Here is a 22,198-nt window from a genome sequence, read left to right as displayed (position 1 = left end):
TACAAAGCATATATTTATCAATTGCAAATAACATTGAGATAAAAAAACATCTGAACAATATATTATTAGTTTCCATCAATCTTGATTCAATTCAGCTATTTTTTTATCCAACAAGTTTTGGCTTCGGGCAATCGTTTCCTTGTAAGCAGTATTTTGCGTTCCCCATAAAGTGGAAAACAAATCCTCTTTATGGCCAACCAAAAACGGAGAAGTAATCACACCCTGAATACCTCCGTGCTGTTCAATATAGCGGTCTATCGTATTATGGAATAAACGGTCGTTCTCATTCCAAGAATAGATTTTAGAATATACAGAATGGTTGTAGATATTAAACACCATGCTAACCAACCGGTTGATACCGTAGAAATTTTCCTTATCGCTATGAATAGCAGATTGGGAAATATCGGTTTTTTCCGACAAATCTGCAATCAATCCGGAATAAACATCCCATGGTTCGTTTGTAGCGGACAGAGTTTGTTTAATATGGGTATAACGCTGCTCGAATGTATTGTTAAATAAAACATCGTCTTCACAAATAGTAACATGGGGGAGGCCTAAATCTTCGGCTACGCGCATCATGAATTTGTAGCTTAAACCACAACCAACCCAGCCGATATTATGCCGCAGGCCGGGAAACACCCAAATATCGTAATGATTGTCTCGGTCGAAATCTTGCCTTCTGCTGATGGATTCCGGCAGGCTCAGACACCAAAAGTTGCCTTGGGGCTTAATATAATTGCTACACAGGCGGTAAAAAGTTTCAAAATCAATCAAATCTTGGGAGAGCAAAAAGCGGTAGAAATAAAACTGGAATTTATCCGGCTGCTGTTGAAAGTCGGCAATGGCTTGCAAGCGGGTGTCAAACTGATCGGCATGATTCAGCCAATAGCCGATACGCGCTATCATTGCTTCGATATCGTCGATTTCCACAAAATCTACAATGTTTTCCAGCTCTGAATGTTCATGCTGGTCGCTGCCTTGCTCCGACACAACTAATTTATTCAAAGACAAACATTCATAAATACGGGTGGTTTCTAATAAAGCATTTTCATAATAATGAATGTTGACCACGATTTTTGCTTTTTTCAATAAATCGTGCAGTTCGTCCCCAAATACTTCAGAAATAACTTTAACAGAAAATTTTTCACTCAATTTTTGAAGAAACAATTGCCGGCGCTCGCAACTGGGGTCGCCGTAAAAAGCAACGTCAAATTCGAAGTCTTGGCTTTGGTTTTGACTAAGCGGAGGCAGCATACCCACCGGCAGATAATGTAGTTTTTTGAAAGGAAGCCGGTGTTCTTGTAAGTAGGCAATGTTCGTAATGGAATAATCGAAAACGTGTGCTGCGCGGTGTAAACGTTGGAAATATGCCTCGGTAAACCATCTGCTGGAAACCGATTGTTCCATTTGAAAGGCCAGATAATGCGGCGGCAAGGTTTCAAACATCTGCGGGCAGATAACTATGTGCCATTTGTTTGAATACCCTTCTTTGGGCATATCGAAGAGAATAGTCGATTGAATATCAACTTTTTTCAGGGCACTACCAACCAGTTGTGCAATATAACGGGTGTGTTTGGTGGCTAAAATAACAAAACCATCCCTTGCATTGTCGATTGACAATGCTTCAACTGCTTGCAAATCCAAGTTTTGCTGGCGCAACAAGGCCTTAACTGCACGAATACCCGAGGCTTTATAGGTATGGCGGCAGGTTTGGTAAGCTTTGCCGATGCTGCCTTTTTCTTTAATCAGATCCCTAAACAGTTTACGGTAACGGTTAGCCGAGCTGATGGCCTGCTCGGTTTTGATAAGAGGCTTGAACGTTTTAACGGTTAATAAACCTTTATATTTGCCAAAAATTCGAACTTCATGTTGGATGCGGTTGTTTAGTTCGGCAACAGTTTGTTCCAGCTTGTGTTTTTCTTGCCGAAAACTGTCAAGCTGTTGGCGTAAGTCTGTTGATTGCTGCTGTAAGGTATCGGTCTGCTGCAAAGCTTGGGATAAATCGGCCTGCAATTGCCGGTTGTGTTTTTGATCTGCTGCGCTTTGTTCTTGCAATTTTTTGTTGTCGGCAGCAAGCTGCCAATTTTGTGCCAATGTTTGAAGATGATTCCAATAGCCCAATTCGTGTTGCAGAAACAGGCTGCTGTGCTTTTCGTAAACACGTTGCAAGTCTTCCTGCTTTTGTTTGCGGTTATGTTCCAAACTGTCGATAAGCGACGAGCCGTCGCGGCGTTTGCGGTAGCGGAACAGCACTTCGGGTATTTGATAAACCTTGCCCCCGCCGCTTAACAGGCGGATCCAGAAATCCCAGTCTTCATGGGTAGTGAAGTTTTCGTCGAACCCGCCTAAAGCCTTGAAATCGGCGGCCCGGTGCATGGAAACGGATGAAGGGAAACAGTTGCCGGTTAGCAGGCTTTTGATGCCTTCGTAAGGCGGCAGCTGCCAAAAACCTTCTTTGGAGTCGAAAAACTCCGCCTGCGGATACACCAGCTTGCAATCGGGATTGCTTTCCAGTATTTCCACACTTTTTTGAATATAGTCGGGCAGGATTTGGTCGTCGGCGTCGAGAAACAGAAAATATTCGCCTTTGGCCAAGCGGGCGGCGTGGTTGCGGGCGGCGGCGACGCCGCGGTTGTTTTGGGCGGCCAGACGTATGGCGGGTTTGCTCTTCAGCAATTCGGCCAAGAATGCCGCACTTTCTTCGCGCGAACCGTCGTCTACGATAATGATTTCGATATTGGGATAGTGCTGCGCTTCCACCGATGCGATGGTTTCGGCGATGTATTGCTCGCAGTTGTAATAAGGAATCATCACGGAAACGAGCGGGTGTCGGATAGCGTTCATGGTATTCTTTCGGTTATGGTTCAGACGGCCTGGCAGGCAACCTTAAGGCCGTCTGAAACCCATAAAAACAATATGGCGGTTAAAACCAAGAGGGCTTACCCGCCCACTTTCGGCATATTGCTCAATGCGGCATAGTAGCCGCCTTTGTTTATCAGCTCTTGATGTGAGCCTTGCTCGATGATATGGCCGTCGTCCATCACGATGATGCGGTCAGCCTGCTCGATGGTGCTCAAACGGTGGGCGACGATGATGCTGGTGCGGCCGTGCATCAGGTTTTCCAAGGCTTGCTGGACGAGGCGTTCGGATTCGTTGTCAAGCGCGCTGGTGGCTTCGTCCAAGAGCAGTATCGGGGCGTTTTTCAAGATGGCGCGGGCGATGGATACGCGCTGGCGCTGGCCGCCCGAGAGTTGGTTGCCGTTGGCGCCGATGGGTTGGTGCAAGCCGTGCGGTGAGTTCCCTACCAAGTCTTGCAGGTTGGCGGCTTTAAGCGCGGCCAGCACTTCTTCTTCACTCGCTTCGGGGCGGCTGTAACGCACGTTGGCCAGCAGGGTGTCGTCAAACAGGAATACGTCTTGCGACACCAGCGCAAACTGTTCGCGCAGATTGGCCAGGGTGAGGTCGGCGATATTGGTGCCGTCGAGATAAACCGTGCCGGCGCTGGGTTCGACAAAACGCGGCAACAGGTTTACCACGGTGGTTTTGCCGCTGCCGGAGCGGCCCACCAAAGCCACGCGCTCGCCGGGGCTGATTTCCAGATTGAAGTTATCCAAGGCTTTTTTGCCGTCTTCACGGTAGCGCACATCAATATTTTCAAATTTCAGACGGCCTGAAACGTTTTGCAGGGTTTGGGTGCCGGTGTCTTTTTCCGGCTCGGTGTCTAAAAACTGGCAAACGCCGTCTGAAGCCAGAAACATGGTTTGCATGGGGATGCTGATGTTGGCGAGGTTTTTAATCGGGCTGAGCATTTGCAGCATGGCCACGATAAAGGCCATAAATTCGCCGATGGTGGTGTAGCCTTGCTGGCTTTGCCAAAGGGCGATGAAAATCACCACCGCCAAAGCGAAAGAGGCGATTAATTCGCTGAACGGCGAGCGGGCGGCGGTGGCCTGGGTGATTTTTTTGCCCAGGCGCACGATGGTGTTGTTCACTTCGGCAAAGCGGTCGGCCGCCTGCTTTTGGCCGCCGAACAGTTTTACCACACGGTGCCCCTGATGGACTTCGTTGACTACGTTGTTGAGCGTGCCGATACTTTGCTGCGAGCTGGCGATGATGTTTTTGAGGCGGTTGCGGTAATAGCGCGACAGCAGCGACAGCAGCGGGAACATCAACGCCACAATCAGGCTGAGCTGCCAGTTGAGATACAGCAGCACGCACACCAAGCCGATAACGATCAAGGTGTCGCGCGTAAGGGTGATAAACACGTTGCTGGCGTTGCTGATGGATTGTTCGGCCATCTGAACCATATTCATCAACACATGGCCCGACGGTGTTTCCTGATGGAATTTCGACGACAGCAACAGCATTTTGTCAAACATATCGCGGCGCACATGGCTGATGGCCATTACCGAAACCCAAGTCATCAGATAAGTGCTGGCGAAGCGGCAAACGCCGCGTATCATCACCAAAATGATGAAAAACACCGGCACCACCCAAACTTTTTCGGGCGTGCCCCAAATCATATAGGTGAACTGCGCTTTCCAGTTTTGCAGGGTGGCGATGATGCCGGTGGCGGTGTTGAGTTCCGGCGGCGCGCTGGGCGGTGCGAAGCCCTGATTGACCAAAGGCGCGATAAAGGCGGCCAGATAGCTTTCGGTGGCGGCCACGCCGAAGATGGCGATTAATGCCCAAATGATGCGGCCTTTATACGGGCGCACATATTTCATCAGCCGCATAAAGTTATGCGAATCTTCTTTGGTAAAGAGGCCGAAGGTGAGTTTTTCTATCATAAAGTCCGAGCCGTGTGGGAATGTTGCAAGGCGTTTTCAGACGGCCTCAAAAGGGTTGGCCGTCTGAAACCTTGTTTTAAGCGGCTTGCTGCTTCAGCAGCGGGAAACCCAGCTTCTCGCGGCTTTCCACAAACTTCTGCGCCACGATGCGGCTTAAGGCGCGGATGCGGCCGATATAGGCGGCGCGTTCGGTAACGGAAATCGCGCCGCGGGCGTCCAGCAGGTTGAAGGTGTGGCCGGCCTTGAGCACCAATTCGTAAGCGGGCAGCGCCAGGCTTGCGTCTTCCACCTCAAGCAAACGTTTGGCTTGGGCTTCGTAGTCGTTAAACTGGCGCAGCAGCCATTCAGCATCGCTGTATTCGAAATTGTAGGTTGACTGTTCCACTTCGTTTTGGTGGTAAACGTCGCCGTAGGTAACGGTTTGGCCGTCGGGCGTGCGGCTCCACACCAAGTCATACACGTTTTCCACGCCTTGCAGATACATCGCCAAACGCTCGATGCCGTAGGTGATTTCGCCGAGCACGGGCGAGCAGTCGATGCCGCCCACCTGCTGGAAATAGGTAAACTGGGTAACTTCCATACCGTTGAGCCACACTTCCCAGCCCAAGCCCCATGCGCCGAGGGTGGGGTTTTCCCAGTCGTCTTCCACAAAGCGGATGTCGTGCACTTTGGGGTCGATGCCCAATTCGCGCAGCGAATCCAGATATAAATCCTGAATATCGGCCGGCGCGGGCTTCAAGGCCACCTGAAATTGGTAATAGTGTTGCAGGCGGTTGGGGTTGTCGCCGTAGCGGCCGTCTTTGGGGCGGCGGGAAGGCTGCACATAAGCGGCGAACCACGGCTCGGGGCCGAGTGCGCGCAGGCAGGTGGCCGGGTGGCTGGTGCCCGCGCCCACTTCCATATCGAAAGGTTGGATGATGGTGCAGCCTTTGTCGGCCCAGAACGTTTGCAGTTTGAAAATGATTTGTTGGAAGGTGAGCATGATGGTTGCCGGAGTTCAGATAATCAAGAAAAGCCTGCATTTTACTGTTTCGGCGGTTTTTTGGATAGGTTTGTGCCACAGCCCGGCCTGCCGCCCGATGCGGCGGGCACGGGCGCAGACATATCCAATAGAAGGCCAAACGGGTGGGCAGTACCCTAAAATACGCCGCAGATGCGGGTTTGCAAAGGCCTCATACTTTCTTTGCACGGATTTTTGGGTATAATGCGGCAGGTTTTTCATCTATTCATAATCTATTCAAAGGAAAAGGAAATGTCGGACAACAACGACCACAAAGAACAGCGCATCGGTTTATGGATTGCCGGCGGCGCAGCGGCGCTGTCGGTATTGTCGATTCTTTTTTATGCCGTTTGGGGTTGGGAAAACGGCAAAATCGAAGGCTCGCCCGGCTACGGCCAAGAGGCTTCGGCGGTGGTGGTTGAAGAAACCGTTGCCGTGGCTTCCGCACCCGAAATACAGGCCTCTGCACCTTCAGAGGCTTCGGCTGCCGCACCTGCCGCCGCATCCGCTGCCGAATCTTCCGCCTCCGGTGCCGCCGCCGAACAGATTCTGGCCGACACCCAAACCGCCGCTGCCGGCGACGGCGCGCAAGCAGTGGTTGAAAACGGTGTGGTGAAATTCTACTTCGCCACCGGCAAAGCCGATTTGGCCGCCAATGCCGAAGAAGCCCTGAAAGACGTGCTGGCCGGCGCGAAAGAAGGCAAAAAAGCCGTGGTTTCGGGCTTCCACGATGCCACCGGCAACCGCACGAAAAACGAAGAGCTGTCGAAAAAACGCGCTTTTGCCGTGCGCGATGCCCTGTTGGGTTTGGGTGTGCCCGAATCGCAAATCGAGCTGCGCAAACCTGAAAATGCCGAAGGCAGCGGCAACAACGCCGAAGCCCGCCGTGTGGAAGTGGTTCTGGAATAAGCTGTTGTTTGCTTAATGGAAAAAGCCCGGTTGTTATACCCGGGCTTTTTCTATTTTATTTTTCAGACGGCTTGAGACCTTTGCAAGTCGCTCAGGCCGTCTGAACTTCAAACAGCCTGCCAATCCGCTTATTTTGCGGCCTGATAAGCCTTGTCGGCTTCTTCGAATTTGTTTTCCACTTCTTTGGAAACCTTGCCCATCAGCGACACCGCCACGATGGCGATAAAGCAGGCGATAAAGCCGGGCACGATTTCATAGAGGCTGCTGCCGGTTAAGGGCTTCCACGCCACCACGGTAACGGCACCGGCAATCATGCCGGCCAGTGCGCCGGCGGCGGTCATGCGTTTCCAGAATACCGACAAAATCACCACCGGGCCGAATGCGGCGCCGAAACCCGCCCAAGCGTAAGACACCAAGCCCAACACTTTGCTTTCGGGGTCGGCGGCGATGATGATGGCGATCACGGCCACGGCCAGCACCATAATGCGGCCTATCCACACCAATTCCTGCTGCGGCGCATTGGGGCGCAGAAAGCCTTTGTAGAAGTCTTCGGTGATGGCACTCGAACACACCAGCAACTGGCACGACAGGGTGGACATCACGGCGGCGAGAATGGCGGAAAGAATCACGCCGGCAATCCACGGGTTAAACAAAAGCGTGGTCAGCGCGATAAAGATGCGCTCGTTGTTGCCCGCCATCGCGCCCGCCTGCTCGGGGTTGCCGCCGAAATAGGCGATGCCGAAATAACCCACGGCACACGCGCCCGCGAGGCACAGAATCATCCAAGTCATGCCGATGCGGCGTGCGGACACCAGCGATTTCACGTTTTCGGCCGCCATAAAGCGCGCGAGAATGTGCGGCTGGCCGAAATAGCCCAAGCCCCATGCGGCGGTGGAAATAATGCCCATCAGGGTGGTGCCGGCCAGCAGGCTGCCGTATTCTTTGCCGGTGGCGGCGGCCACGCTCTGGATGGCGGCGTTCATTTCATCGGCGCCGCCCAAAGCCAGATACACCATAATAGGGGTAACGATCAGGGCAAAAATCATCAGCGTAGCCTGCACGGTATCCGTCCAGCTTACGGCCAGAAAGCCGCCGATAAAGGTATAGGCGATGGTTGCGCCCGCGCCCAGCCACATGGCCTGGGTGTAGGTTACGTCGAACAGGCTTTCAAACAGGCGTGCGCCCGCCACAATGCCGGAAGCGCAGTAAATCGTGAAGAAAAACAGAATGATGGAGGCGGAAATCACTTTCATGGCCCGACCGCCCGCACCGAAGCGGTGGAAGAAATAATCGGGCAGCGTGAGCGCGTTGTTGTTGTATTCGGTGTGCACGCGCAGGCGGCCCGCCACCAAGAGCCAGTTGAAATACGCGCCCACGGTCAGGCCGATGGCAATCCACGCTTCGCTCAGGCCGGAGGCGTAAATCGCGCCGGGCAGGCCCATCAGCAGCCAGCCCGACATATCGGAAGCGCCCGCCGACATCGCGGTAACGAAGCTGCCCAAACTGCGGCCGCCGAGGATATAGTCGTCGAAATTGCGGGTAGAAAAGTACGCTGCCAAACCAATCAGCAACACGGCAACCAGATAGATGCCGAAAGTAACGTACATCGGATTGAATGCACCCATAAAAACCTCTTTAACTCTCAAATATATTTTTCTGAAAAGGCCGAGACCTTTGCAAAACCCCCAGATGTGGATGCAGTTCAAGGCGTAGCAGCGCAGCGAGCGCAGACATAACATGGAGTTAGGCAAGCGAGCGAGCAGCGCACAACGCAGAAATGCGCCGCAGATGGGGGTTTTGCAAAGGTCTCAGGCCGTCTGAAACGGCGGTTAATACCTGCCCGATATGTTGCGGCGGGTATTGCTGCGGCATTTAACCCGAAGCGCCACTATCCGTCAAGATTGGTTAGACGAAGTTAACCGCTTGAAAACATACCGTTCGGCCAAAGCACAAGCCCGCACGTTTTAAACCGCTTCCTGCGTTTCAGACGGCCTCTGTTATAATGGCTGCCCGCAAACGCACCCGCACAAGGTATTCCGTTATGATGATACACCCAGAGTTCAGCCCCGAATTAATCAGCATCGGCCCGTTGGCGATACGCTGGTATGCGCTCAGCTACATCGTCAGCTTCGTTCTGTTTATCTGGCTGGGCCGGCGCCGCATCGACCGCGGCGGCCAAGTGTTTACCAAAGAAATGCTCGACAACTTCCTCACTTGGGGCGTGCTCGGCGTGATTTTGGGCGGCCGCTTGGGCTATGTTTTGTTTTACAAGTTTTCCTACTATATGGAAAACCCCGCCGATATTTTGAAAGTTTGGGAAGGCGGCATGTCGTTCCACGGCGGTTTTTTGGGCGTGTTGGCTGCCATGTGGCTGTTCGGCCGCAAATATAAAACCGGCTTCTGGCGCGTGGCCGATTTCGTTGCCCCGCTGGTGCCTTTGGGCTTGGCTTCCGGCCGCATCGGCAACTTTATCAACGGCGAACTGTGGGGCCGCGTAACCGACATCAACGCCTTTTGGGCGATGGGCTTCCCACAGGCCGCTTATGAAGACGCAGCCGCCGCAGCCCACAACCCGCAATGGGCGGCCTGGCTGGCGCAATACGGCATGCTGCCGCGCCATCCTTCGCAGCTTTACCAGTTTGCGCTCGAAGGCATCTGCCTGTTTGTGATTGTGTGGCTGTTTTCCAGCAAACCGCGCCCCGTCGGGCAGGTGTCTATGGTGTTTTTGGCAGGCTACGGCGTGTTCCGCTTTATCGCCGAATTCGCCCGCCAGCCCGACGACTATCTCGGCCTGCTCACGCTGGGCCTGTCGATGGGCCAATGGCTGAGCCTGCCGATGATTATTCTCGGCATCATCGGCTTTATCTATTTCGGCAAACGCAACGAGAAGGCCGTCTGAAAGCCGCTTTATCAAACGCCGCGCCGTTTCAGACGGCATCTTTGAAAACAATAACAGGCTGAAACATCATGCTTCTAATGATCGACAACTACGACAGCTTCACCTACAACATCGTGCAGTATTTCGCCGAACTCGGCCAAGAAGTGGAAGTGCGCCGCAACGACGACATCACGCTCGAAGAAATCGCCGCGCTCAAGCCGCAATACCTGGTTATCGGCCCCGGCCCCTGCACGCCCAAAGAAGCGGGCATTTCCATAGCCGCCATGCAGCATTTCGCCGGCAAACTGCCGATTATGGGCATCTGTTTGGGGCACCAAACCATAGGCGAAGCCTTCGGCGGCAACGTTGTGCGCGCAAAAACGCTGATGCACGGCAAAGTGTCGCCCGTGCACCACTTAAACAAAGGTATGTTTCACAACCTGCCCAACCCCGTAACCTGCACCCGCTACCACAGCCTCGTTATCGACCGCCCCACCCTGCCAAGCTGCCTCGAAATCACGGCTTGGACCGACGACGGCGAAATCATGGGCGTGCGCCACAAAACGCTGCCCATCGAAGGCGTACAGTTCCACCCCGAAGCCCTGCTCACCGAACACGGCCATGAAATGTTGGCTAATTTCTTAAAAGAATTCGCAGGCTTTCAGACGGCCTAAACACTCAAACAGGCCGTCTGAAACGCCCCGCCCTCAAGGAAAACCGATGATTACCCCCCAACAGGCCATCGCCCGCCTGATCGACAACAACGAACTTTTCTACGACGAAATGACCGCCCTGATGCGCCAAATCATGAGCGGCCAAGTGCCGCCCGAACAACTGGCCGCCATTCTGACCGGCCTGCGCATCAAAGTGGAAACCGTATCCGAAATCAGCGCCGCCGCCGCCGTGATGCGCGAGTTCGCCACCCCCGTGCCCGTTATCGACAAAACGCACTTGGTCGATATCGTCGGCACCGGCGGCGACGGCGCCAAAACGTTCAACATCTCCACCACCGCCATGTTTGTAGCCGCCGCCGCAGGCGCAAAAGTGGCCAAACACGGCGGCCGTTCGGTGTCGTCGTCGAGCGGTGCCGCCGACGTGCTCGAACAAATGGGCGTTAATCTCGAGCTGACGCCCGAGCAAGTCGGCCGCAGCATCGACGGCATCGGCATCGGCTTTATGTTCGCCCCCAACCACCACAGCGCCATGCGCCACGTCGCCCCCGTGCGCCGATCGCTGGGCTTCAGAAGCATTTTCAATGTGTTAGGCCCCCTCACCAACCCCGCAGGCGCACCGAACCAACTGCTCGGCGTGTTCCACATCGACTTGTGCGGCATACTCTCGCGCGTGCTGCAACAGCTCGGCTCGCAGCACGTTTTAGTGGTGCACGGCAGCGACGGCCTCGACGAAATCACCGTTACCGGCCCCACCCGCGTGGCCGAGCTGCATAACGGCACCATCAGCGAATATGATATTTCCCCCGAGCAGTTCGGCTTAACCACCCGCCCCAACCTCGACGGCATACGCGTAGGCAACAGCGCCGAATCGCTCGCCCTGATGAACCGTATTTTGGCCGGCGAACCCGGCGCCGCGCGCGACATCGTGCTGCTCAACGCCGCCGCCTGCCTGTATGCGGGCAACGTTGTCCCTTCGCTGGCAAGCGGCGTTCAGGCCGCCGCCGAAGCCATCGATTCGGGCAAGGCCAAAGCCAAGCAGGCCGAATTTACGGCCTATACGCAAAACTGCCCGTCCTAACCGCTGCCCCGCCCTGCCTTTGCCTCTCAAAATTAAAAGCTGCCTGCCGTTATGCACAAACATAACGGCAGGCAGCTTTCAGACGGCCCAAACAAATTTTGCAAAAACTTCACCATCGTTTCCTGCCAAACGCGTTTGCCCGCAACCGTCTGAAAAAATTAACAATATCCATAACAAAACACCGCAACGGCGGCATTTTCAACACGCGTGCGGATTGTGTAAATTATCGTTCAGGCAAAATCAAAGCAATGTTATACTTGCCGCTTTCTTATTCCATATCTTCAGGCCGTCTGAAACACAGGCCGCCGCACCTTGAACCATGAGCAGAATCCAGCAAACCTTCAACGCGCTGGGCGGTAACAAAGCCCTGATTCCGTATATCACCGTCGGCGACCCCGACACCCGCACCACACTCGCACTCATGCACAGCATGGCTGCCAACGGTGCCGATTTAATCGAACTGGGCGTGCCGTTTTCCGACCCGATGGCCGACGGTCCCACCATCCAGCGCGCCGCCGAACGTGCCTTGGCGCAAGGCGTTTCGTTGAAAGACGTGTTGGCCGTGGTGCGCGAATTCCGCCAAACCGACCAAACCACCCCCGTAGTATTGATGGGCTATCTCAACCCCGTGCATAAAATGGGCTATGCCGAATTCGCCCGCGCCGCCGCCGAAGCAGGCGTTGACGGCGTGTTAACCGTAGATTCGCCCGTCGAAACCATCGCCCCGCTGCATGATGCCCTGCGCCAAAACGGCTTGGACTGCATTTTTCTGGTCGCCCCCACCACCGGCGAAGCGCGCATGGCCGCCATCGGCAAGCTCGCCAGCGGTTTCGTATATTATGTGTCGCTCAAAGGCGTAACCGGTTCCGCACAGTTGGATACCGAAGCCGTTTCGCGTAAAATCGAGCTTTTACGCAAATATACTGCCCTGCCCATCGGCGTAGGTTTCGGCATCAGCAATGCCGAAAGCGCCCGCAAAATCGCCGCCGTTGCCGATGCCGCCATCGTCGGCAGCCGCATCGTGCAAGAAATCGAAAACAACGCAGGCCGCGAAGCAGAAGCCGTCGGCGCGTTGGTGAAACAACTAAAAGACGCCGTTGCACAGGCCGTCTGAAAACATCTTCTAGCTAAGGAGCAAACATGAGCTGGTTAGACAAAATCCTCCCCCCGAAAATCAAGCGCGCCGACAAAAGCGAATCTACCGTACCCGAAGGCTTGTGGCACAAATGCCCTTCGTGCGCCGCCACCCTCTACTCGACCGATTTGCAGCAAAACCTGCAAGTGTGCCCCAAATGCGGCCACCACAACGCCCTTTCCGCCCGCGAACGTCTCAATATCCTTTTAGATGAAAACGGCCGCGAAGAAATCGGCGCCAACGTCAAACCCGTCGATATGCTGAAATTCAAAGACAGCAAAAAATACCCCGAACGCCTCACCGCCGCACGCAAATCCACCGGCGAAGACGATGCCTTAGTGGTGATGAAAGGCACCATGAACGGCCTGCCCGTTGTGGTGGCCGCCTTCGAATTCCGCTTTATCGGCGGCTCGATGGGTTCGGTGGTGGGCGAGCGCTTCGTTCAGGGCGTGCGCCGCGCCGTAGCCGACCGCTGCACCTTCATCTGCGTGGCCGCATCCGGCGGCGCGCGTATGCAGGAAGGCCTCAACTCGCTGATGCAGATGACCAAAACCAGCGCCGCCCTGCACCTGCTTTCCGAAAAAAGCCTGCCGTTTATTTCGGTGCTCACCGATCCGACCATGGGCGGCGTATCCGCCAGCTTCGCCTTTTTGGGCGACATCGTTATGGCCGAACCCAATGCCCTAATCGGCTTTGCCGGCCCCCGCGTGATTGAGCAGACTGTGCGCGAAACCCTGCCCGAAGGCTTCCAGCGCGCCGAATTCCTGCTCGAAAAAGGCGCCATCGACCAAATCGTCGACCGCCGAGAAATGAAGCAGCGCATCACCGACCTGATTACTCTGCTGCGCCGCGAAGAACCTGTTCACGCCGCCTGATTTTTAACCGGAACATCATATCGAAAAATCAACGTCATAAAATAAATAGCATAATATTCATATACGTTAATACATTGCCATTTATTCCCAAAATAAGCCATTAAATCGGAATACCCCTAAATCATATAATGATGGAATAGAATAAAAGTTCAAGCTACACCGCCCGCAAGGCTCCGGCTCTGCGGGCATTTTTATAACAAAACTTACATTTTGGGAGTGTTATTATGAACTACGGCTATTCTTCATACGGCTATAAAGGTTACAGCGCCGCATTCTGCGCACCGTCGGCCAAAAGCTATTACCAAGGCGGCAGCTACGGCAGCTACTTCGGCCACGGCTATCAGCAGCACGGCGGTAAAGGCGGCAAGGGAGGCAAAAAAGGCGGCAAAGGCGGTTGGGACATTTTCTGCTTTCCCAAAGACTATATCCCCTACTGCCCGCCTGTAAAACCCAAACCCCAACCGAAACCGGAGCCTAAACCGGAACCCAAGCCCGAGCCGAAACCGGAGCCCAAGCCCGAGCCGAAACCGGAGCCCAAGCCCGAGCCGAAACCGGAACCCAAGCCCGAGCCGAAACCGAATCCGAATCCCGATTCCAAAGATAACTGCGTAGACTGCAAAGACAACAACGACAACCCCACCAACAGCTTCGGCAGCATCGATAAAAACCCGGGCAACGTGTTCAACGGCATTCCCAACGAAATCGGCCAAATCCACGGCACCGATCAAAAAGACACCATTTACGGCACCAACCAAGCCGATGAAATCTTCGGCCACACGGGCCCCGACGTGATTTACGGCGGCGCGGGTGACGACACCCTCCACGGAGACAACAACGGCGACACCCTCTACGGCCAAGCCGGTAACGACACCCTCTACGGCGGCAACGGCAACGATTACCTCAACGGCGGCGCAGGCGACGACATCATGCGCGGCGGTTTGGGTAACGACGTTTACATGGTCGAGCAAACAGGCGACTGCGTTATCGAAAACGCCGGCGAAGGCACCGACACCGTGCGCACCTACATCGATTACGAACTGCCCGACAACGTTGAAAACCTGATTCTGATGGAATGGGCCAACCTCAACGGCACCGGCAACAGCCTCGACAACGAAATCCTCGGCAACGGCGGCAACAACGAATTGCGCGGCATGGACGGCAACGACCGCCTCATCGGCAAAGGCGGCAACGACTGGCTCGACGGCGGCGAAGGCAACGACTATCTCGAAGGCGGCGAAGGCAACGACACCTATGTGTTCAACAAAGGTTACGGCCACGACACCATCTGCGATTTCGACACCGACCCGTGCAACCACGACGTCATCGAATTCTGGCACGGCCTGCAAGCCTCTGATTTGAGCTTCTCGCGCACAGGCAACGATTTGACCATCTCTGCCAACAGCCAGGATATTTTAACGGTGAGCAACTGGTTTGAAAGCGCAGCCTACCGTATCGAAGAATTTAACTTCGACGACGGCACCGTGTGGAACAGCGCCGCCATCGACAAAGCCATCGGCAGCTACGGCATCGACACCGGCTACGCTGCGGTAAGCCAGGAGCAGATCGCCCAGCAAACCCAAACCCAAGGCATTATTTAAGTTTGAAACAGCTTAAACAAACAGGCCGTCTGAATTTTTCAGACGGCCTGAGACCTTTGCAAAAAAGTCGTTTTAATCCTGAATGTATGATATTTCGTCATACTCGGGCTTGACCCGAGTATCTCTTTGTCTTCTAAAACAAACAGATACTCGGGGCAAGCCAGAGCATGACGCAAGTGTTTTAGGTGCCTAAAATAATTTTGCAAAGGTCTCGGCCTGATTTTTATAAACCCCAAAACCGTTATAACACTCAATCGGACCGATGCCTTTGCAAAATTTATTCAGGCCGTCTGAAACATCCAACTTCGTTATACCCGGGCTTGACCCGGGTATCTTGTCATCAAATTGGAAACAACCTGCGGCCTTTGCAAAAATCAAACCGTTTCTTCAAAAAACCTCATCCTTAGAAGCAGCCAAAACAAGGCGTAAAAGGAAAAAAGATACTCGGGTCAAGCCCGAGTATGACGATATATAACAACGAAACATAAAACCCGGCCAACGCCCTACGCCGTTTATAGCTTCGCCGCCAGCCCTTTTGCCGCATCCGCACGCTCGCGGCGGCTCAGTTCGGGCAGGTGGGTGTTGAGCGACGACCATTTCGGCTGGCTGCGGGCCTTATTCAGCTCGGACGGCAGTTTCGCGGCCTGCCACGGGGTTTTGCCGCTCTGCATCCTGATTTCGGCCTGCGCCGCATGGCCGCGCGTTTGCAGGGCGGCCAGCAGATCGAGGGCGCGGGCGGCCAGCAGGGTGAGGGTTTCCGGATCGATATGCAGGGTTTGTTTGCCCGACAGTTTGTCGGTAATCGTCTGCATATTCGGCAGCACACCGCCAAGCACGCCGCCGATGGCGGTGCCCAAACCGAGCGAGCCGCCGAGCGTAACCATGTCCACGCCCAAGCCGATTAATGCGCCGGTAGCGGCGCCGGTGCCGGTACGGATGCCGTATTCTTTCAGCAAATCAGCGTCGAACGGGTCTTGGCGGAACGCCTTAAGCGCCCATTCGCCGGTGTCGATTTCGTTATGGTAGAAACGGTAGGTTTGGAACAGTTGCTGCTGAAGCTGCCGCTCGAGCTGGCGTACGGCCGCCTGCATGGTTTGCAGCACCGGCTCGGGATTGTCTTCTTCATCGATTTCCTGCTTGTAGGCCGCCACATCGAGCAGAAAATGGGCGATTTCGCTGCGCGCCTCGCGGTCGAGCTGCTGCCATTCGCGGCGGCGCATCGCAATCAGGCGGTCGATAATACCGCGCTCGGGCAGCATGGTGGCCAGGTTGTCCCACAGGCGGATTTCGCCTTCGAAATCAAAGGCCACGGTGTCGAAACCGCTGTAAACGTGCAGCGTGCGCCGCGCCAGCATCGTCGTCCACCCGCTCAAATCCTGCCCGCCGATAAAGTTGAACACCGGCATCACCGGCTTGGCGCACCACGACAAAACCGTTAGTTCGTCTTTGTATTTGTTCAGCACCGGCTCGCGCGCGTCCACCACATACAGCGCCATATCGCTTTGCAGCAGCTGGCGCAGCACTTTGGCTTCCTGATTGAAATCGCCCGCCGCTTCCGGGCTTTCGAGAAACTGCTGCAAACGCTCGATGCCGTCTGAACGGCTAGAAGTGTTTGCTTCCAGCCAGTCGAGCACGCCGCCCGCATCTTCCAGCCCGGGCGTGTCGTAGAGATACACCAGCGTCTCGCCGCCGTCGTTAATCGCCGCCTGCTCCACATGGCGGGTGGTGGCGGGCGCGTTTTTCACTTCGCCGAAACGGCTGTCGCGCAGCAGCGTGCGCAGCAGCGAGGTTTTGCCGGTGTTGGTGTGGCCGACCACGGCTAGGGATAGGGGTTTGTTTTGCATAACTATAGGTTATTCTGAATTTATATCTGAACAGGCAAGTTTTTATGATTGGAACAGCCGGGTTAAAGCCCAGCCTACGGATTTTTCAGACGGCCTTAATGGCGGGCATTCGCCCGCCATATCCTCAAACCGACTACTGTTTCAATAATGACGGAATTTCCACAATACCCAATGCTTGTTTGGTTTTTTCTGATAGGTAGGGAAGGCTTTCATATATCCAACCTACCAACTCTTCGCCTTCCATAATTTCAATATTGTTTTGCTTGGCCAATTGTTTATTTTCATCTGAAACTGCTGCCGTTGTAATCAACCATTTCTGGTAGGCTACATCATTATTTTTTTTGTAGGCAATCAGTTGTTTCAAACCGTGCCCGTTGGTTTCGCCTCTATGGTGTTTGGCCTGTATTAACAAATAGGTTGCAGAAAATCTATCTACCTTTTCGGCTTCAATATCTATATCTGAAATATCGGGAGATTGTTTTTTCGATTTAATTTCGGCCTTATACCCATCAAGCTCAAGCATTTCCTTAATCAGATTTTCCAAGCCCATTCCACCGGGCTTTAACCATGTTGTGCCTTTACAAATAGATTGGTGCAACTCTTTTCTAAACTTTTGCTCTGCTAATTCAATTTGCTCTGAAAAATAACTGGAATGTCGGTAAGCCTCCCCTGTCTTCTGGATTGAATCAATCACCCTACTGATTTCGGGTTCAAATTCATTCAAGTCTGCAATTGCGGATCTAAGCTTTAATCTGCTTCCCAATTGCTGTTTTAACTGGTCACGGCCTATTTTTAAAATACGCCCCCCAATTTTATAAAATTCCACCTGCACCAAATTACAAGCATCATCTTTTGCCCATTCCGGTTTAAATGCTTTCTCACCCTTAACAACACCGATGCTGACCGATTTGCTGGACGGAACAATCACAATATCCCCTTCCTTCAAATTAAAAAACCGCTGGATGTTATTTTTTTGCCTGCCAATACCATTCGGGTAGTGTTGTTTAAATGCTTCAAACAAAGCTTCGGTATCTTGATATTGGGAAAAATCCACTTTCGACCAGCCATATCCTACATAGCCTTCGTTAACTGCAAGCAAAGGGCTGCGTACCATCAAAATATTCATTTTTTCATTATCCGTGAGTAAGTTACGTTTGATAATGCGGGTCTTTCTTAAAAAGCACTTTGTTTATATCTGCCCCCGCATCAAAAAAATCGCAGATTTTTCGTGCTTGTTCTTGAAAGTATAGCTTTTCATCAAGATAAACCAAGAAACTATCTCTATTTTTATCATAAACAATCCAGCCACGGGGAATATGCTCATATTCTATTTCTGCTAATTCCGGAATGCGCTTTTGTATAGTCGGCCAGTAATCGACATGGGTAAACGGGCTATCCACCAACCCCAATGAATCAACCTGCCCAAAATCAACATCATGAGCAATCCCCAAAACTTGGTTTTTATAAAACCAAAAAATACCGATTTGCATATTTCACCCTTATCAAAAATCCGGATAACCAACTGATTTTATTTTTATCATTCCTGCTTTACTGCCTCCTGCCCCAGCCTTTCCCTTTGGCTGACTCGCGGCGGGTCCAGCCACGGCAGGCGGCGTTCTGCCAGTGCGGCGTGCCATTGGTTCAAATAGTCTTCAAGGCCGTCTGAAACGTTTTTTTCGGCCAAAAGCTGTACCACCGCCCCGCCCTGCGCGGCTTCGGCCAGGGCGGTGAGTTGGCGCAAGATGCCGCGGTCGGGCATGCTGCGGGCGCGCACGCCGATCAGCAGTTGGGCCGGATTGGCCTGCAAATCGGCTTTCAGCGCGGCGACGGCATCGCGGCCGGCAGCGGTGCCTTTATCGAGCCACTCTTGCCCTAAAACGTGTTGGAACCAGGTTTTATCCACCCATTCGGCATCGAGCATCACCGCCCATTTGGGGGCGTTGCTGAGGCTGATTTGCGGGGCGGCGGCAACGGTTTCGCTTTGGTTATCGGCATCGACCACGCGCTGCTGCCATTGCTGGATGATTTGCTGGTAATAAGGTTTTTCGAGCGGCAGCGTGCTCATGCTGCGGCGTGAAAGGATGTGGCAGGCAAGCCAGGCGGCGAAGCGGGGCAGCAGGCCGTAGCAGACGATGCTGCCGATTAGCAGCCCGCCCCATTGGCGGGAGGCGGCAAGGTCGTTGTTCAGACGGCTGTTTAACACGGCCTCGGCATCGGGCACGGGAAAGCCGAGTTGCGCGGGCAGCCAGCCGAGCGCCTGCACGGCCTGCACGAAAACGGCGTCGCTCAAAATGGTGCTTTCCCAGTTGAAGGTGTATTGGCGCACGGCCAGCAGCAGCACCACGGCGGCCAGCATGCCGGTTAAGGCGGAAAGCCACAGGCGGTGGCTGGTGCGGCCGATCAGCCAGCGGGTGGCGGGCTTGCCCCATTCGTCGCTATACAGGCGCAAGATGGCTTGGTTGACCGGGTCTTTGCCACGTATCCATAACGCGGGGTTGGCGAACAAGCCGTGCGGTTTGAAGCGCGGCAGCAGCACGCTGCCCAACCATAACAGCAGCATCAGGGTGTGCACGCCGAGCACGCCGGCCAACACGAAGAAAAAGTTCAGCCCCGACTGCTGCATCAGCGTTGCGGTGCCGGCAAAGCCGCTTACCAGCCAAAACAAGGTGGCGGCCAGCAGCAGCCAGGCAAACAGGCTTTGCACGCGCCCGAGGCTGTCGTGCAGTTTGCGGTCGCTGTCTATCATTTCGGCGCGGCGGCAGAGTTTGGCTTCGGCGTTGCCTTCGGTGTGGCGCAGGGCTTCGGTGAGCGGCTGCGGATCGGCGGCGAAAATATAGCCGCGTTCCTGCAAAAGGCGCACCAGTTCGGTGAGCTGGCGGGGCGGTGTGAGCATGGTTTCGAGAGATAAGGCCGTCTGAAAAAAGTTGTTTATTCTAACACAGCGCCATGCGCTTTCAGACGGCCTGAGACCCTTGCAAAATTCATTTAGGCCGTCTGAAACATCAGATTATCGTCATTCCCGCGTAGGCGGGAATCCAGTCGTTTTTTTCGTAAGCTATTGAAATAAAATACTTGATGGTTTAAAGGCTGGATTCCCGCCTACGCGGGAATGACGGAATTTAAGCATTTCAGACGGCACTCAGGGTATTTTTGCAAAGGTCTCGGCCTGTGCGGCAGTTTTCAAGCGGCCCGATGGCATATTGCCGGCAAATGCAGTATGCTTTCACTGTTAAAAGCATTAAAGTTTATCTGCCGCCACATTAAAACCTGTAAAGGAGCGCAACATGAACACCCGCCGCCTGCTTATCCCGCTGCTGCTTGCCGCGCCTTGTGCCGCATGGGCTTATGAAGCCGCCGAATATGTGCCCGTTAACCCCGCCCCCGCCGCAGAAGCCGCGCCTGCTCCCGAAAACAACACTTGGGTCGACCGCCAACACGGTGCGGTGAGAAGCCGTTTGAAATCTTGGGCGCACAGCATGGACGATTGGTTCGGCGAGCCTGATCCCGACAACCCCGCCGATGCCAACCTGCGCGTGATGCTCGACACCGAGTGGAACAAATATGACAACTTTTCGGTAAAACCGCGCATACGCGGCCGGGTGAAACTGCCCGTGTTGCAGCAAAAATTAAACGTGGTGTTCGGCGACGATTCGCTGGATAACGAACCGCGCAACAACGCCCACCTCTACGAAGAAAACATCCACCCCGAAGGCAAAACCTTCGATAAAACCCAAAGCCGGGAAAGCAACTCGTCGCTGGCGCTGCGCTGGTCCGACATAAGCAAACGCACCGGCATCGACACCGATGCCGACATCGGCATACGCTCCGGCGACGACATCTACCTGCGCCTCAAAGGCAGCAAAGACTGGCAGCTCGGCGGCGATTTCAGCACCCGCCTCGAACAAATCTACCGCTACGGCATCGACAGCAAACATTATGTGCGCACCAACTGGGAAGTGCGCCGCTTTCCCGAAGGCAACACTTTCACCGCCAACCAGCTCCACCTGCAATACACCCACGACGACGAGGAAGAATGGACTTGGGGCAACAGCCTCTACCGCCAACACAACCTGCCCGGCCACAAACGGTTAACCTACGGCATTTACACGGGCGGCAACATCGAAGCCAAAAAGGCCAAACTCAACAGCTACGGCCCGTTTGCAGGCTGGCGCCAGCCCGTTTGGCGCGACTGGCTGTTTGTGCAAACCGAAGTCAATTATCTGAACAACCGCGAAGAAAACCGCAGCCACCACATCGGCACGCTGCTGCGGGTGGAAGCCTTGTTTTAACCCGCCCAAACAGCCCGGTTATGCCGGAAGGCAAAATTCATTCAGGCCGGGGCCTTTGCAAAATTCGTTTAGGCCGTCTGAAATGCTTAAATCCCGTCATACTCGGGCTTGACCCGAGTATCTTTTGTTAAAAAAGAAACAGCAGATACTCGCATCAAGCCCGAGTATGACGCAGATTTTTAAAGTGTCCATGAATTTTATAAAAGCCTCAGGCCGTCTGAAACGTTTCAGACGGCCTGTTTGAAATTGAAAGATATTTGGAAAAGGCTAGTTCAGATAAGGCATCGGGTTGACTGCTTTGCCGTTAATCCGCACCTCGAAGTGCAGCTTCACGCGGTCGGCATCGGTGTCGCCCATCGTGCCGATAACCTGCCCCGCCTGCACGGTTTGGTCTTTCTGCACCGAAATGCTCTGGTTGTGGGCATAGGCCGTCAGCGTGCTGCTGTTGTGGCTGATTAAAATCAGCTTGCCGTAGCCGCGCAAACCCTCGCCGGCATACAGCACCTTGCCTGCCGCCGCCGATTTCACCGGCGTGCCGGCTTCGCCTCCGATGTCGATACCTTTGTTGGAGCCGCCGTTATAAGGCGTGATAACGTTGGCGCTGCCGTTATCCACCGGCCATTGCAGGGTCAGGCGGTTGGTGGGGGCGACGGTGGTTTCCCTTGCAGGAGCGCCTGCCGATGCGCGCGCCGAAGTTGAAGCGGAACCGGAGCCGCCTTTCGGGCGCACGCGCAACACTTGGCCGACTTCGATTTTGGTGGGGTCGCTCAGATTGTTCCAAGTCGCCAGCGTTTGCGCGCTTTGGCCGAAACGCAGGCCGATGCGGTAAAGGTTGTCGCCGCTTTGCACGCGGTAATGCCCTTCGGGAACGGGGCCGGTGGCGGTTGAAGAAGTGCCTGCGCAGGCTGCCAAAACCGACACGGCAGCGGCAAGCAGGAGGGTTTTCAATTTAGACGGGTAAGCTGTTTGTGTATTCATGGGGCGTAAGGATAGCAAATTTCGGCGGCCGCCCGAATGCCCGCGCGGCCTTTTGTTTGAGGCTTTACTTGTTTTTACCGCGCGTATTTTACCCGTTTTCACATCAAAAATGCTTGAAAGCGCGCCTTTCAGGCTTTATTTTACCGAAAG

At 54.2% G+C, this 22,198-nt stretch carries 17 protein-coding genes and 1 pseudogene; 8 read left to right on the top strand and 10 right to left on the bottom strand.

Going from position 1 to position 22,198, the window contains the following annotated elements:
• Nucleotides 1-75: 75 nt before the first annotated feature.
• From H3L92_RS02575 to glyQ, 3 genes are all read right to left on the bottom strand, one after another.
• Nucleotides 76-2,844, bottom strand: a complete 2,769-nt coding sequence (locus H3L92_RS02575; RefSeq protein WP_085365774.1) for a glycosyltransferase — start codon at nt 2,842-2,844, stop codon at nt 76-78.
• A 95-nt stretch (nt 2,845-2,939) separates the two neighbouring features.
• Nucleotides 2,940-4,790, bottom strand: coding sequence for a lipid A export permease/ATP-binding protein MsbA (msbA, locus tag H3L92_RS02570; protein ID WP_085365773.1), 1,851 nt, complete (start codon nt 4,788-4,790; stop codon nt 2,940-2,942).
• Nucleotides 4,791-4,866: 76 nt separating this feature from the next.
• Nucleotides 4,867-5,772 carry a glycine--tRNA ligase subunit alpha gene (gene glyQ, locus H3L92_RS02565; RefSeq protein ID WP_085365772.1) on the bottom strand — a complete coding sequence of 302 codons (906 nt, stop codon included), beginning with the start codon at nt 5,770-5,772 and terminating at the stop codon, nt 4,867-4,869.
• A gap of 270 nt (nt 5,773-6,042) precedes the next feature.
• On the opposite strand from glyQ, the gene H3L92_RS02560 reads away from it, so the two are divergent.
• Nucleotides 6,043-6,699 (top strand): OmpA family protein, encoded by a 657-nt coding sequence (locus H3L92_RS02560; RefSeq protein ID WP_115336283.1) that lies wholly within the window; start codon nt 6,043-6,045, stop codon nt 6,697-6,699.
• 128 nt (nt 6,700-6,827) lie between these two features.
• Here the strand turns inward: H3L92_RS02560 and putP are convergent, their stop codons facing one another.
• Complete coding sequence (gene putP / locus H3L92_RS02555; RefSeq protein WP_085365770.1) at nt 6,828-8,324, bottom strand: sodium/proline symporter PutP; 1,497 nt, start codon at nt 8,322-8,324, stop codon at nt 6,828-6,830.
• Nucleotides 8,325-8,334: 10 nt separating this feature from the next.
• A pseudogene (locus tag H3L92_RS13125) lies at nt 8,335-8,502 on the bottom strand (lipoprotein signal peptidase).
• Nucleotides 8,503-8,740: 238 nt separating this feature from the next.
• Here H3L92_RS13125 and lgt point away from each other — a divergent pair.
• From lgt to H3L92_RS02525, 6 genes are all read left to right on the top strand, one after another.
• Nucleotides 8,741-9,598, top strand: a complete 858-nt coding sequence (lgt, locus tag H3L92_RS02550; protein ID WP_085365811.1) for a prolipoprotein diacylglyceryl transferase — start codon at nt 8,741-8,743, stop codon at nt 9,596-9,598.
• 68 nt (nt 9,599-9,666) lie between these two features.
• Nucleotides 9,667-10,251, top strand: coding sequence for an aminodeoxychorismate/anthranilate synthase component II (locus H3L92_RS02545; protein WP_085365769.1), 585 nt, complete (start codon nt 9,667-9,669; stop codon nt 10,249-10,251).
• 46 nt (nt 10,252-10,297) lie between these two features.
• On the top strand, nt 10,298-11,329 hold the full coding sequence (gene trpD / locus H3L92_RS02540; protein WP_085365768.1) for an anthranilate phosphoribosyltransferase: 1,032 nt from the start codon (nt 10,298-10,300) through the stop codon (nt 11,327-11,329).
• 319 nt (nt 11,330-11,648) lie between these two features.
• Nucleotides 11,649-12,443, top strand: a complete 795-nt coding sequence (gene trpA, locus H3L92_RS02535; RefSeq protein ID WP_085365767.1) for a tryptophan synthase subunit alpha — start codon at nt 11,649-11,651, stop codon at nt 12,441-12,443.
• Between the two features lie 26 nt (nt 12,444-12,469).
• Complete coding sequence (accD, locus tag H3L92_RS02530; protein ID WP_085365766.1) at nt 12,470-13,339, top strand: acetyl-CoA carboxylase, carboxyltransferase subunit beta; 870 nt, start codon at nt 12,470-12,472, stop codon at nt 13,337-13,339.
• A gap of 224 nt (nt 13,340-13,563) precedes the next feature.
• A complete protein-coding gene (locus H3L92_RS02525) occupies nt 13,564-14,937 on the top strand; it encodes a calcium-binding protein (RefSeq protein ID WP_085365765.1) in 1,374 nt (457 codons plus the stop codon).
• Between the two features lie 512 nt (nt 14,938-15,449).
• Here H3L92_RS02525 and H3L92_RS02520 read toward each other — a convergent pair.
• The 4 genes from H3L92_RS02520 to H3L92_RS02505 all read right to left on the bottom strand — a co-directional run bounded on the left by H3L92_RS02520 (nt 15,450) and on the right by H3L92_RS02505 (nt 19,674).
• Nucleotides 15,450-16,781: a DUF3482 domain-containing protein gene (locus H3L92_RS02520; protein WP_085365763.1), complete on the bottom strand. Its 1,332-nt coding sequence runs from the start codon at nt 16,779-16,781 to the stop codon at nt 15,450-15,452.
• A gap of 133 nt (nt 16,782-16,914) precedes the next feature.
• Entirely contained in the window at nt 16,915-17,907 is a 993-nt protein-coding gene (locus H3L92_RS02515; RefSeq protein WP_085365762.1) for a restriction endonuclease, read from the bottom strand.
• A 22-nt stretch (nt 17,908-17,929) separates the two neighbouring features.
• Nucleotides 17,930-18,271: a hypothetical protein gene (locus tag H3L92_RS02510; RefSeq protein WP_085365761.1), complete on the bottom strand. Its 342-nt coding sequence runs from the start codon at nt 18,269-18,271 to the stop codon at nt 17,930-17,932.
• A gap of 47 nt (nt 18,272-18,318) precedes the next feature.
• On the bottom strand, nt 18,319-19,674 hold the full coding sequence (locus H3L92_RS02505) for a DUF2868 domain-containing protein (RefSeq protein WP_174222535.1): 1,356 nt from the start codon (nt 19,672-19,674) through the stop codon (nt 18,319-18,321).
• Between the two features lie 391 nt (nt 19,675-20,065).
• Here H3L92_RS02505 and H3L92_RS02500 point away from each other — a divergent pair, with 391 nt between their 5' ends.
• Entirely contained in the window at nt 20,066-21,070 is a 1,005-nt protein-coding gene (locus H3L92_RS02500) for a hypothetical protein (protein WP_245945460.1), read from the top strand.
• 267 nt (nt 21,071-21,337) lie between these two features.
• Here H3L92_RS02500 and H3L92_RS02495 read toward each other — a convergent pair whose 3' ends face one another.
• Nucleotides 21,338-22,048, bottom strand: coding sequence for a M23 family metallopeptidase (locus tag H3L92_RS02495; protein ID WP_085365760.1), 711 nt, complete (start codon nt 22,046-22,048; stop codon nt 21,338-21,340).
• Nucleotides 22,049-22,198 lie beyond the last annotated feature (150 nt).

It is taken from the genome of Neisseria dentiae (assembly GCF_014055005.1).
In the GTDB taxonomy this organism is placed as follows: Bacteria; Pseudomonadota; Gammaproteobacteria; order Burkholderiales; family Neisseriaceae; genus Neisseria; species Neisseria dentiae.
Note: the sequence above shows the minus strand (reverse complement) of the source record. Positions and strands in the feature narration are given on the sequence as shown.

Bases quoted from the DNA above. Each gene is read 5' to 3' on its own strand.
- H3L92_RS02575 (WP_085365774.1), bottom strand. From the start codon at position 2,844: ATGAACGCTATCCGACACCCGCTCGTTTCCGTGATGATTCCTTATTAC.
- msbA (WP_085365773.1), bottom strand. From the start codon at position 4,790: ATGATAGAAAAACTCACCTTCGGCCTCTTTACCAAAGAAGATTCGCAT.
- glyQ (WP_085365772.1), bottom strand. From the start codon at position 5,772: ATGCTCACCTTCCAACAAATCATTTTCAAACTGCAAACGTTCTGGGCC.
- H3L92_RS02560 (WP_115336283.1), top strand. From the start codon at position 6,043: ATGTCGGACAACAACGACCACAAAGAACAGCGCATCGGTTTATGGATT.
- putP (WP_085365770.1), bottom strand. From the start codon at position 8,324: ATGGGTGCATTCAATCCGATGTACGTTACTTTCGGCATCTATCTGGTT.
- lgt (WP_085365811.1), top strand. From the start codon at position 8,741: ATGATGATACACCCAGAGTTCAGCCCCGAATTAATCAGCATCGGCCCG.
- H3L92_RS02545 (WP_085365769.1), top strand. From the start codon at position 9,667: ATGCTTCTAATGATCGACAACTACGACAGCTTCACCTACAACATCGTG.
- trpD (WP_085365768.1), top strand. From the start codon at position 10,298: ATGATTACCCCCCAACAGGCCATCGCCCGCCTGATCGACAACAACGAA.
- trpA (WP_085365767.1), top strand. From the start codon at position 11,649: ATGAGCAGAATCCAGCAAACCTTCAACGCGCTGGGCGGTAACAAAGCC.
- accD (WP_085365766.1), top strand. From the start codon at position 12,470: ATGAGCTGGTTAGACAAAATCCTCCCCCCGAAAATCAAGCGCGCCGAC.
- H3L92_RS02525 (WP_085365765.1), top strand. From the start codon at position 13,564: ATGAACTACGGCTATTCTTCATACGGCTATAAAGGTTACAGCGCCGCA.
- H3L92_RS02520 (WP_085365763.1), bottom strand. From the start codon at position 16,781: ATGCAAAACAAACCCCTATCCCTAGCCGTGGTCGGCCACACCAACACC.
- H3L92_RS02515 (WP_085365762.1), bottom strand. From the start codon at position 17,907: ATGAATATTTTGATGGTACGCAGCCCTTTGCTTGCAGTTAACGAAGGC.
- H3L92_RS02510 (WP_085365761.1), bottom strand. From the start codon at position 18,271: ATGCAAATCGGTATTTTTTGGTTTTATAAAAACCAAGTTTTGGGGATT.
- H3L92_RS02505 (WP_174222535.1), bottom strand. From the start codon at position 19,674: ATGCTCACACCGCCCCGCCAGCTCACCGAACTGGTGCGCCTTTTGCAG.
- H3L92_RS02500 (WP_245945460.1), top strand. From the start codon at position 20,066: ATGAACACCCGCCGCCTGCTTATCCCGCTGCTGCTTGCCGCGCCTTGT.
- H3L92_RS02495 (WP_085365760.1), bottom strand. From the start codon at position 22,048: ATGAATACACAAACAGCTTACCCGTCTAAATTGAAAACCCTCCTGCTT.